Annotated in this window: 10 protein-coding genes; 1 reads left to right on the top strand and 9 read right to left on the bottom strand. The window is 34.3% G+C overall.

The window, feature by feature from the left end:
- Positions 1-154: 154 nt before the first annotated feature.
- Positions 155-2,779: a cyanophycin synthetase gene (cphA, locus tag H4V97_RS05325; RefSeq protein WP_196851433.1), complete on the top strand. Its 2,625-nt coding sequence runs from the start codon at positions 155-157 to the stop codon at positions 2,777-2,779.
- A 231-nt stretch (positions 2,780-3,010) separates the two neighbouring features.
- On the opposite strand, the gene H4V97_RS05330 is transcribed toward cphA, so the two are convergent.
- The 9 genes from H4V97_RS05330 to H4V97_RS05370 form a co-directional block, all read right to left on the bottom strand.
- A complete protein-coding gene (locus H4V97_RS05330) occupies positions 3,011-3,922 on the bottom strand; it encodes a glutaminase (protein WP_196851434.1) in 912 nt (303 codons plus the stop codon).
- Positions 3,923-3,966: 44 nt separating this feature from the next.
- Positions 3,967-5,226 carry an asparagine synthetase B gene (locus H4V97_RS05335; RefSeq protein ID WP_196851435.1) on the bottom strand — a complete coding sequence of 420 codons (1,260 nt, stop codon included), beginning with the start codon at positions 5,224-5,226 and terminating at the stop codon, positions 3,967-3,969.
- 413 nt (positions 5,227-5,639) lie between these two features.
- Entirely contained in the window at positions 5,640-6,305 is a 666-nt protein-coding gene (locus H4V97_RS05340) for a response regulator transcription factor (protein ID WP_196851436.1), read from the bottom strand.
- Between the two features lie 3 nt (positions 6,306-6,308).
- Positions 6,309-7,100: a sensor histidine kinase gene (locus H4V97_RS05345; protein ID WP_209549127.1), complete on the bottom strand. Its 792-nt coding sequence runs from the start codon at positions 7,098-7,100 to the stop codon at positions 6,309-6,311.
- Positions 7,101-7,108: 8 nt separating this feature from the next.
- Positions 7,109-7,327, bottom strand: a complete 219-nt coding sequence (locus tag H4V97_RS15825; RefSeq protein WP_245345194.1) for a hypothetical protein — start codon at positions 7,325-7,327, stop codon at positions 7,109-7,111.
- A 411-nt stretch (positions 7,328-7,738) separates the two neighbouring features.
- Positions 7,739-8,140 carry a hypothetical protein gene (locus H4V97_RS05355; protein WP_209549129.1) on the bottom strand — a complete coding sequence of 134 codons (402 nt, stop codon included), beginning with the start codon at positions 8,138-8,140 and terminating at the stop codon, positions 7,739-7,741.
- Between the two features lie 169 nt (positions 8,141-8,309).
- A complete protein-coding gene (dnaB, locus tag H4V97_RS05360; RefSeq protein WP_209549130.1) occupies positions 8,310-9,851 on the bottom strand; it encodes a replicative DNA helicase in 1,542 nt (513 codons plus the stop codon).
- Between the two features lie 144 nt (positions 9,852-9,995).
- Entirely contained in the window at positions 9,996-10,949 is a 954-nt protein-coding gene (locus tag H4V97_RS05365) for an acetyl-CoA carboxylase carboxyltransferase subunit alpha (protein ID WP_209549131.1), read from the bottom strand.
- Positions 10,950-11,158: 209 nt separating this feature from the next.
- Entirely contained in the window at positions 11,159-11,749 is a 591-nt protein-coding gene (locus H4V97_RS05370; RefSeq protein WP_209549132.1) for a dual specificity protein phosphatase family protein, read from the bottom strand.
- Between the last annotated feature and the right edge of the window lie 178 nt (positions 11,750-11,927).

An 11,927-nucleotide genomic window follows, 5' to 3' on the forward strand; every position in this document is an offset into this window, starting at 1 on the left:
TTTATAAAACTATACTTTAGGTGCATAATATTGTATTTTTATCACAAACTTACTTGTGTATTAGGCCTCAATTCTAATTTCATAATTCATTTTAAATAAAAACAATTTACAATATCACAAAATCATTTTGTTTAAAAAATCAATATTTCCGTTTATGAAAATAGTAAAAGTACAAGCCCTTCGTGGACCAAATATTTGGAGCATACAAAGAAAAAAATTAATCCAAATGCGATTGGATTTGGAGGAAATGGAACAATTCCCAACAAATAAAATCGACGGATTTAGAGAACGGATCGAAGCCATGTTTCCTAGCATGATTGAACATCGCTGTTCTGAAGGATGTCGTGGTGGTTTTTTTTCCAGAGTGGAACGCGGTACGTGGATGGGCCACGTAATTGAACATATTGCACTCGAAATTCAATCGTTAGCAGGTATGGAAACCGGATTTGGAAGAACTCGTGAAACCAAAACTCCTGGAACTTATAATGTTGTTTTCAGTTATACAGAAGAAAATGTAGGACTATTTGCTGCTGAATCTTCCGTTGCAATCGCCGAAGCCTTAATCGCTGGAACCGAATATGACTTAGAGGCCGATTTACAAAAAATGCGTGAAATTCGTCAAATTGTTCGTCTTGGACCAAGTACCGCGAGCATAGTGGAAGAAGCAGTTGCACGAGATATTCCGTGGATTCGTTTGGGTACTAATTCATTAATTCAATTGGGTTACGGTATAAATCAAATGCGCTTTCAAGCGACAATCACTTGCAAAACGAGTAACATTGCGGTGGGTATCGCCTGCAACAAAGAAGAAACCAAACGTATGTTACACGGTGCTTCAATTCCTGTCGCAAGTGGAAGTATATGTTCCGAAGAAGCTGAGTTAGAAGCAACCATTAAACAAATTGGTTATCCAATTGTAATAAAACCATTGGATGGAAATCACGGAAAGGGAGCTTCTATTAATGTAAACAATTGGGAAGACGCAAAATCTGGTTTGGCTTTCGCCAAAGAATACAGTCGAAGAGTGATTGTAGAAAAATTCATCATAGGATTTGATTTCAGGGTTTTGGTAATTGACAATAAACTAGTGGCTGCTGCCAAAAGAGTTCCAGCCCATGTGATCGGGGATGGTAAAAACAATATTCAAGAATTGATTAATATTGTAAATTTAGATCCAAACAGAGGATACGGTCACGAAAATGTACTAACTGAAATTACTGTAGACAGAGATACTTTGGATTTATTGGACCGATTAAAATACACCTTAGAAACGATTCCTGAAAGTGGTGAAATCTTATATTTAAAATCTACTGCAAATTTAAGCACAGGCGGTACTTCTGTAGATGTAACCGACCTGATGCATCCTGAAAATATTTTTCTTGCCGAAAGAATTTCAAGAATAATTGGTCTGGATATTTGTGGTGTAGATATTATGGCAGAAAACCTTACCCAACCTTTGAAAGAAAATGGCGGAGTTATACTTGAAGTCAATGCTGCACCGGGTTTCCGTATGCACTTGGCTCCATCCGAAGGTTTACCTAGGAATGTAGCATCGCCTGTTATCGATATGTTGTATCCTCCGGGAAAACAAAGTCGAATTCCTATTATTGCGATTACAGGAACTAATGGAAAAACTACAACTACCCGACTTATAGCTCATATTGTAAAAAATAATGGATACAAAGTTGGATTTACCACATCAGATGGGATTTATATTCAAAATCACATGATGGAAAAAGGAGATACAACAGGACCACTTAGCGCCGAGTATATTCTCAAGGATCCAACGGTAGAATTTGCTGTACTAGAAACTGCCCGTGGCGGAATTCTGCGTTCAGGTTTAGGTTTTAGTCGTTGCGATATCGGAATTATAACTAATATTCAAGAAGATCATTTGGGTTTAAGTGATATTCACACACTTGACGATTTAACAAGAGTAAAAGCAACAGTTGTAAAAAGTATCAAGAAAGACGGTTGGGCAATTTTGAATGCGGACGATGAATATTGTATAAAAGTAGGAGCTGATTTAAATTGTAATGTGGCTTATTTCAGTTTGAGTGAAGATAATCCTTTAATTAAAAAATTGTGCTCTGAAGGAAAAACAGTTGCAGTCTATGAAAATGGTTTTATTACCGTCAAAAAAGGAGAGTGGAAAATCCGTATCGAACGCGCAAGTCACGTTCCTTTAACGATGGGAGGAAAAGCTAAATTTATGATTGCCAATGTGCTTGCTGCAACTTTGGCAAGTTATTTATGGGGATTTAAAACCGAAGATATCAGTTTGTCATTACAAACTTTTATTCCAAGTGCCGCACAAACTCCGGGTCGTATGAATATTTTTGAATTCAAAAAATTCAAGGTATTAATTGATTTTGCTCATAATCCTTCTGGTTATAAAGGCATTGAGGATTATTTACAAAGTGTTGATGCAACCAAAAAAATTGGAATTATCGCAGGTGTTGGTGATCGCCGCGACGAAGACATCAAAGAATGTGCTTCGATTGCCGCGAGGATGTTTGACCACATTATTATTCGTCAGGAAAAATACCTTAGAGGAAGAACCGAAGAGGAAATTATAAATTTAATCCTTGAAGGAATTAAAAATTCTGGTAAAGTGATAACTTATGAGATAATCCCTAAAGAAACGGAAGCGATTAGACATGCTATTGATTGTGCTGAAGAAGGTAGTTTTATCACGGCGCTAAGTGATGTAGTCACGAACGCCATAGGTATTGTACAAGAATATTTAGACAAAGAAAACGAGAGTGAAATTCTATAATATTTCTCTTTAAATAACAAAAGCCACTTTAACAGGTGGCTTTTTTTTGGTGTCATTATTAACTTTAAACCCAATAAATCATGATTTACTTTAGGAGCTATTTCCTGCTATCCGCTATATCTTTTTCACTTGTTCTCGATACTCGCTTTTCAAGCGAACTCGAACTGACGTGAAAAAGGATACCGCTGTTATCAGGGCTAGAAAAACAGTCGTTGCAAATAATTTAAATATCTAAAAAATTGACATCCCAGTTTTAGTGGTCAATAACTCTAAAGCATTCATTCCCAACTCTGAATTTCCTTTTTCGTTAAGTCTGGGACTCCATGTAGCAACCACAAAATTTTTAGGATACAAAGCCGCAATTCCGCCGCCAATTCCGCTTTTACCGGGCAATCCCACTTTATAAGTGAATTCTCCTGACTCATCATAGAAGCCACAAGTTTGCATTAAAGCATTGAGTCTTTTTACTTGACTTTTGGAGACTATTTGCTTTCCGGCTTGGGTTTTTCCTTCATTGGCAAGAAAGAAAAAAGAATGCGCCAATTCTTTACAGGTCATTTCAATGGAACATTGATGGAAATAAAAATCCAAAACCGTTTCAACATCATTATCTATAGTACCAAATGATTTCAAAAAATTGGCCAAAGCCGCATTTCTAAAACCAGTTTCTTTTTCAGACTGCGCCACTTTTAAATTAAAATCAATAGTTGGACTACCGGAAATCATTCGGATAAAGTTTAAGAATTCTTCTTTAGGATTTTTTAAATGTGACACCAATATATCCGCAATAACTATTGCTCCGGCATTAATAAACGGGTTTCTTGGAATTCCTTTTTCGTATTCCAGTTGCACTAAGGAATTAAACGGATCACCTGATGGCTCTACGCCAACTCTTTTCCACATTTTTTCATCCAAAAAAGAAAAAGCTAATGTCAAAGTCAATGCTTTGGAAACACTCTGAATGGAAAACTTTTCGTTACTGTCACCTATGCCAAAATCTTCTCCATTAATAGTCGTTAAATGAATTCCGAATTTATTTGGATCTACTTTAGCCAATTCGGGAATGGTTTTGGCGACTGTTCCAATAATAGGAGCTGCTTTAGCTTCTTGATAAATTTCCTGTAAAATTAAAGAGTAGTCCATGCGTTCAATAGCGTTGAAAGAATTTTGTAAAGTAAAATATAGGACTATGTTTTCTGTTTTTTCTTCCTTGCTGCAGGAAACAAGACATTATTCAAAATCAATCGATATCCCGGAGAATTGGGATGCAAATCCAAAACTGTCGGCGGATCACCCACTTGGTGCTGAAAATCCTCGGGATCGTGACCTCCATAAAACGTATACATACCTTTTCCTTTTTCGCCATGAATGTATCGCGCTTCACCGTTCAGTTCACAAGTTCCCATAACCAAAACATTAGATTTTATAAGGGCAGTATCGAATGAAGTGGTTTGTCCCATAAAACCTTTTACAAGTTGCGTATGATTTTGACATAACATACTTGGAATTGGATCCCATTTTGCCGAAAATTCCATCAAAGTAAAATAATCTTTCTCCATTGGAATTCTTCTTTTCAAAGTCATATCAATGTCTGAAAACTCATATTGTTCTGGTCTTCGCTCTAAAATAAAATCTTTAAAAGCAAAGGTATTGCTATAATTAATCTTTGATTGATAATTGGGAGCACTGGCATCGCCATCAAACATGGGTTCGCAAATATCAACACCATCCGCCGCCAAAGCAATATCAAAACTATCGGTCGCGGAACACATGGCAAACATGAATCCGCCACCTATAACGAAGTCTCTAATTTTTTTAGCAACCGCTCCTTTTTCTTGAGATACTTTTGCGTATCCTAATTTTGCCGCCAAAGCTTCAGCATCTTTCTTTTGCTCAATATACCACGGTGCATTTCTGTAAGCACCAAAAAACTTACCATATTGACCGGTAAAATCTTCATGATGTAAATGCAACCAATCATAAAGCAGCAGTTGGTCGCTTAAAACTTCTTCATCATAAATAGGCGTAAATGGAATTTCGGCATAAGTCAAAACCATTGTCACAGCATCATCCCAAGGTTGTTTTCCTTTGGGTGTATAAACAGCAATTTTCGGGGCTTTTTCCAGAATAACTGTTTCCATATTTTGCGAAGGACTAGAAATTTCATCTAAAATTCTGGCTTCTTCGCTATCGGAAAGGATTTCAAAACTTACTCCCCGAATCTGACATTCTTTGCGTATTTCAGGCGCATCGGGTAATAGAAATGATCCTCCACGATAATTCAGTAACCAGCTCGCCTTATAATTTTTGTCTAAACACCAATAGGTAATTCCGTATGCTTTAAGATGGTTTTGTTGCGTAGTTTCATCCATCGGCAACAAAATAAAAGAGGCTTTTGCGGCAATGGAAAGTAAAAAAAAGAATATATACACGAATCGTTTGGTCATTACATTTAGCTTAAAAGATATAAAGTAGCCATTTAAAGTAATCAAATTTAATCATTTATTTAGTCAATAAAAATAACAAGCATCCTATTTAAGATTTAAAATGTCTAATTCCCTTTATAAAATATTTTGTCCATTTAAAAAAAACTAAAAACACGTATAATTACGTATATGCAAGAAAAGTATAATTTATAATTTAGCTAATCGAATTTAAATAAATCTAGTAAATGAAAAATTTTGTGATGAGTCTAAACGAAAATAATAGCCCATTTAATGGCATGAACATTATTAAAAAAATAGGATTGTGTTTATTGGTTGCACTAATTATAACCTTTTATATATTATGTTTTCAATTTCTCAGTATTTAATACTATTCTAATTGATAATATAAGTATTTTTTCAAAATGTACTTTGCCTTATTCTTCGAGGACTATGATTTCATTTTGAATGGCATAAACTACCAATCCAGCTATATTTCTGGATTCTGTTTTAAGTAATAAATTATTTCGATGTCCCTCAACAGTACGTGGACTTATAAAAAGTTGCCTGCCTATTTCTACCGTATTTTTCTGTTTGCAAATGAGTTGTAGTACTTCAATTTCACGGCTAGTCAGAAAATTAATGTCAAAATTACTTTTGGTTTTCTTAACAGTTAAGACGTCATCTTGAATGATTTTCATCACATAATCTGTGTAATAAAACCCTTTTATTGCAACCTCGTTTATGGTTGTTATTAATTCTTGTGGAGTAGCATTTTTAATAAGATAAGAAACTGCCCCCACATCAATCATATTTGCCACAAAAGATTTCGAATCATAACTGGTTAACGCAATAATTTTGATTTCCGGGAAATCTTTGTGTATGATTTTTGTGGCTTCAACACCGTTTATCTCTGGCATTTTTAGATCCATTATAATAATATCAGGAAAAATAGCCGTCTCTTTTAAGAAAGTTATAAGTTCACTTCCATTCGAGGCTTCGAATATTATTTCTAAATTTTTCTCTCTTTGCAACAAGAAAGAAATCCCTTTTCGGAACAGGATTTCGTCATCGACTAAAACTATTTTAATAGAATCATTCATACTTTAAAAATTAAATACAACTGTAATTCCTTTGTTAATCTGCGAATCTATTGTGATCACGCCATTTAAAAAAGCGATCCTACTTTCAATATTTTTCATCCCAAGTCCTTTCTGATTTATACTGTTTTTTAAATCAAATCCAATTCCGTTATCAGAATACCGACAGGTTTTTACATTATTGTTTTCTTCAAAAAGAATGGAAACTATGCTCGCTTTTCCATGACGCAATGAATTATTCATTAATTCTTGTAACACTCTAAAAACATGCAAATGCTTGTCCTTATCTGAATCATTAAACTGAACATTATTCTGGTAATTGACCTCTACTGATTTACTGCTGCAAAATTCCAAACATAGTTCTTCGACACCGGCATGAAGACCAAATTTATCTAAAACTGGAGGTAACAAACCATGAGCAATTTTCCTCGAGTTGTCCAATGCTTTACCCGTAAGATTGATAATATTCCCTGTAATTTCTTTTACTTCTGCTTCTGACAAGTTGGGCGTCGTTAGCAAATGACTATTCAACGAAACGATATTAAGTTTAGAACTAATATCATCGTGTAAATCCTGAGCTATTCGTTTACGTTCGTCTTCTTGAGTAATAATTACGGCACTTAAAAGCTCTTTTTGATACTGGATTTCTAAATCTTTTTTTTCCAATTCCTTTTGGATAATTTTCTTTCTCGAAAAATAAAAAAATAGGACTAAAACCACAGACATTATTATAAAAAATGCCGAGGTATATAAAATGATTGCAACAATTTCTTTTTCGTATGCCTGATTCATCATCATCACTTTTATTATTGACCTGTCTTATTTGAAAAACTCTTTTTCCACTCTACAAATACAAAAAATTGGTAAACAATGTATAAAAAAGCATTCAAAGTCCATGTAATATAGCTCATTGTAGGACTTAATTTCGCTGTTAAATTCCCTACAAGAAATAAAATGGTACTTCCAAATAAATACATTAGAATTCCCGTATTGATGTAATAGAACTCTTTTTTTCCATTTAACATATTGTAAAAATGAAAGGTAGCAAACACAATTAGCAAAAAGGAGGTAATTACTATTTCGAATAAATTGAATGCAAAAAACAAACTGGAATCATACCCGTACTGGATCGTTAAAGCCAATAAACCGATGACAAAACTAATCTGGATTATTTTTTTTTGATGAGTATCCTTTAAAATCGACAGGTAAAAAAAACTCAGTATAATAAACTGTCCTATAAAATAAAAATGGGATAAGAATAGATTGTGAATATGTAGTCTTTTTAATATCCCCGATAAAACTTCAATAATTAAAATTATCCCCAAATATCCAGTAAAAATTCTAAAGGCTCTTCCTTGATTGGGAAAGCCTTTTATAAACAGGATTAGATTAAGCAGTAAAATTAATTCTCCGATATATACAAATAAATAATACATTTAGTTGTAAACATTTAAAGGGCTATTTGGGTCACCCTCTGGTGGACAAAGTTGAGTAAAATCATAAATACTATCAGCTACTACAGTATTATTTTCAACATCAAGCTTCGTGATCATATCTACATAAATTTTTGTTTCAGGATCGTATTTAGTACCTACAATCATTAATTTTTCAACGCCTTTATCATCCACACCAATATAAGCTCTCACAGCATCTATACCTTCAGTCAAGACTTCCTGAATGTCTTTTTTTGGAATTAGAAAAGCATGCACCTGATGATGTTTATTGTATTGACCCTCTACTTTAGACCAACGCTTAGCCCAGCGTTGTGCTTCATCAAGTGATATTGCGTTTGTTATTTTATTTGGGGCTATGTTTTCAGTAAAATTTTCTTCAGACATATTTCTACGTAATTTAAAATAAAAACAATTATTCGCTAAACTACTAATTAATTATACCTTAACAAAACAAATTGCCTATTTATACTATTAAAAAAAAGCCTAAATCATTTCAATGATTTAGGCTTTTCTAGTGGTACTATATAAGAACCAAAAAATTTATTTTATTTTTCTAAAACGGGACATCACTATCGTCATCATCATTCAAATTACTTCCAAAAGCTTCATTTGCCGAAGGAAAAGATTTGGTTATAAAAGCGTTTTCATCATGATTCATTTTTGAAGGCAAATCATCATAACCGCCACTGTGATCTTCCAGGTTATCAAATTTACCCAGATTTCCTATAAACTTCAAACGAACGTTTTCTAAACTACCATTCCTGTGCTTGGCAATAATAAATTCGGCTTGACCAGCAGTTGGTGATTGTTCATCATCATCCCACTCGTCAATTTTATAATATTCAGGTCGATAAATAAACGAAACAATATCAGCATCTTGCTCGATTGCACCCGATTCACGTAAATCGGAAAGCAATGGTCTTTTACTGGATCCACGAGTCTCAACAGCACGCGACAACTGAGAAAGTGCAATTACGGGAACATTTAGTTCCTTTGCCAATGCTTTTAAGTTTCTGGAAATGGTCGAGATTTCCTGTTCACGGTTTCCTCCTCCTTTTCCGTTTCCACCGGCCGTCATCAATTGCAAATAATCTACAATAATAATTTTTACATCATGTTGTGAAACCAAACGTCTTGCTTTTGCTCTTAAATCAAAAATGGAAAGCGACGGTGAATCATCAATATATAGTGGTGCTTTTTCTAAGTCTTTTACTTTGGTACTTAATTGCTCCCATTCATGTTTTTCTAATTTTCCAGTTCTAAGCTTTTCAGACGACAAGCCAGTTTCAGATGAAATCAATCTTGTAATCAACTGAACAGAGGACATCTCTAGCGAAAATAAGGCGACCGCTTTCCCTGAATCTATCGCAACGTTTCTTGCCATAGAAAGTACAAATGCCGTTTTACCCATACCCGGTCTCGCCGCAATAATAATTAAATCACTTGGTTGCCACCCTGAAGTAACTTTGTCTAATTTTTCAAAACCAGTTTCTACTCCACTTAATCCCTCTTGACCGGCAATTTCTTCAATTCGTTTTTTGGCTTGCAATACTAAACTCTGAGCCGTTTCGGAACTTCTTTTTACATTTCCTTGAGTAACTTCGTATAATTTAGATTCGGCTTTATCTAATAATTCAAAAACATCAGTCGTTTCATCGTAGGATTCTTCAATGATTTCTGATGAAATCCGAATCAAACTCCGTTGAATGTATTTTTGAAGAATAATTCTCGAGTGAAATTCGATATGAGCCGAAGAGGAAATCTTTTGCGTAAGCTGGATTAAGTAAAAATCACCGCCCGCTAAATCTAATTTCGCATTTTTTCTAAGTTGGGCAGAAACGGTCAATAAGTCAATAGGCTGCGTTTCTGTAAAAAGCTGAACAATAGCTTCAAAAATATATTTATGTGCATCTTTATAAAATGCGTCAGGCTGTAAAATGTCAATTACATCATCAACCCCTTTTTTATCAATCATCATGGCACCAAGGACTGCCTCTTCCAAATCTAAAACTTGAGGAGGTAATTTCCCTTTTTCCAGGTTTATTATTGTTGATTTATCGATCTTTACTGGGTTTATGTTTTTGAAGTTTTCCATGTAGCGAAAGTAGCTAAAATTAAAAAATTATAGTGTTTGAGTTGTTACGAATAAATGTTGATAAGTAACTATTTTTTGTTTATAACCAAAAAAAAATCCGTCTCGTTTGTCAACGAGACAGATTAAATTTAATTTCATAAAAATTTATTCCTTGTACTCGCCCATTTTACTGTATTTATCCATTCTTTGGGCAATTAATTCCTCTGTTGATAAGTCTTTCAATTCATTAAAACCTTTCATTATATATTGCTCCACGGTTTTGAAAGCAGTTTGTCTATCGTAATGCGCTCCACCTAATGGTTCCGGGATAATATCATCGACTAATTTTTGTTTTTTCATGTCAGTGGAAGTTAATTTCAAAGCTTCAGCAGCTTGCTCTTTATACTCCCAACTTTTCCAAAGAATAGAAGAACATGATTCCGGTGAAATAACAGAATACCATGTGTTTTCCATCATGTATACTCTATCTCCCACACCTATTCCTAATGCTCCACCTGATGCTCCTTCTCCAACAATAACCGTAATAATTGGCACTTTTAAACGAACCATTTCAAAAATGTTTCTAGCAATTGCTTCACCTTGTCCGCGTTCCTCTGCTTCAAGACCTGGATAGGCTCCCGGAGTATCAACTAAAGTCAAAACAGGAATGCCAAATTTCTCTGCCATTTTCATCAATCGCAATGCTTTGCGGTACCCTTCCGGATTCGCCATTCCGAAATTGCGGAACTGACGCGTTTTAGTATTAAATCCTTTTTGTTGACCTACAATCATAAAAGACTGACCATCAATTTTTCCTAAACCACCAATCATGGCTTTATCATCTTTAAAACCTCTGTCACCAAAAAGTTCCAGGAAAGTTTCGCCACATAGCGCCCGAACATGGTCCATTGTATAAGGACGGCTTGGGTGTCTCGATAGTTGAACACGTTGCCAAGCTGTTAAATTTTTATAAATACTCCTTTTAGTTTCTTCTAGTTTTTTGTTGATTTGCTTGCAAGTATTCGTTACATCAACATCTGATTCTTGACCAATAACTAGACATTTATCTAACTGATCTTCTAGTTCTTTTATTGGAAGTTCAAAATCTAAATATTCCATAGGATTTCTACGTTTTGTTTTTAATTCGAACGGCAAATATAAAATTTTAAATCGTTCAAAATGGCTATTTTCTAATTTATGTCTCCTACTACACTTTGTAAAGGATAAATATTGGATTATAAATCCTACGAAAGCTACATTTACTTTCTTTTCGAAAATTAAAAATAGAGGCTTAACTAATTCAATTTGAATGCCTTTTGGATTATAAATTAGTTCTTCTTTGCTGCTACTTCTTTTCTGGATTGATAGGCTTTTAAATATTCCCCTTTTGGAGTCCCATCATCAAACGAGCTGAATTTTATTAGTGTTCGTACTCCCTGACGCGCGGCTTCATTGGTGAAATTTTCATACTCAATTCGGTACAGTGCGGAATACATTTCGGCACGACCGATACCATGATAACAATGGATCAAGACCGGATAATTATCCTTGTTGTCCATTATTTTAAAAAACAGGTCCAAATTTTCTTGTTTTGGAACCTGATCGGAACCATTATTAAAATAGTTAACGCCTTTGATTTTAGATACGACCTCTTTTTCAGCGGTTAACTCCGCAGGGATTTCAGGATTATTTTTTAAATCTGTCGTTCCCGGAAAACGCAAATCAACAATAGATTTTATATGATATTTGGTAACATAACTTTCTAATTCCTCCGGCGGAATAACCCCAGATTTGTATACTTTTCCTTCCGTAATCGTCTCAAAATTATGATTGATATTCATATCATAAATCTCTTTCCCCACAAAGAATAAAATTATAGCAAGTATTGAAAACCCTATTATCTTTTTATTTTTTTCCATAGTACAAAGGTCTGATTTAATATTGGAATAGAGCTGTTTAACGCGGAGTTTCGATTCAACTACTTGTTTTATATAATCATAAAATAAAGCCCATGGAAAGAAACAATAAATAATAAACCTGTTGGGTCCAGTTCAATTTTTTTTTACCACATAGAAAAATAGTTTTTGTGGATTTTGA

This window comes from Flavobacterium sp. CG_23.5 (assembly GCF_017875765.1).
Taxonomy (GTDB): Bacteria; Bacteroidota; Bacteroidia; order Flavobacteriales; family Flavobacteriaceae; genus Flavobacterium.

Coding starts and splice junctions, on each gene's coding strand:
- H4V97_RS05340 (WP_196851436.1), bottom strand. CDS start 6,305: ATGAATGATTCTATTAAAATAGTTTTAGTCGATGACGAAATCCTGTTC.
- H4V97_RS05330 (WP_196851434.1), bottom strand. CDS start 3,922: ATGGACTACTCTTTAATTTTACAGGAAATTTATCAAGAAGCTAAAGCA.
- H4V97_RS05370 (WP_209549132.1), bottom strand. CDS start 11,749: ATGGAAAAAAATAAAAAGATAATAGGGTTTTCAATACTTGCTATAATT.
- H4V97_RS05335 (WP_196851435.1), bottom strand. CDS start 5,226: ATGACCAAACGATTCGTGTATATATTCTTTTTTTTACTTTCCATTGCC.
- H4V97_RS05345 (WP_209549127.1), bottom strand. CDS start 7,100: ATGATGATGAATCAGGCATACGAAAAAGAAATTGTTGCAATCATTTTA.
- H4V97_RS05355 (WP_209549129.1), bottom strand. CDS start 8,140: ATGTCTGAAGAAAATTTTACTGAAAACATAGCCCCAAATAAAATAACA.
- H4V97_RS05365 (WP_209549131.1), bottom strand. CDS start 10,949: ATGGAATATTTAGATTTTGAACTTCCAATAAAAGAACTAGAAGATCAG.
- cphA (WP_196851433.1), top strand. CDS start 155: ATGAAAATAGTAAAAGTACAAGCCCTTCGTGGACCAAATATTTGGAGC.
- dnaB (WP_209549130.1), bottom strand. CDS start 9,851: ATGGAAAACTTCAAAAACATAAACCCAGTAAAGATCGATAAATCAACA.
- H4V97_RS15825 (WP_245345194.1), bottom strand. CDS start 7,327: ATGTTAAATGGAAAAAAAGAGTTCTATTACATCAATACGGGAATTCTA.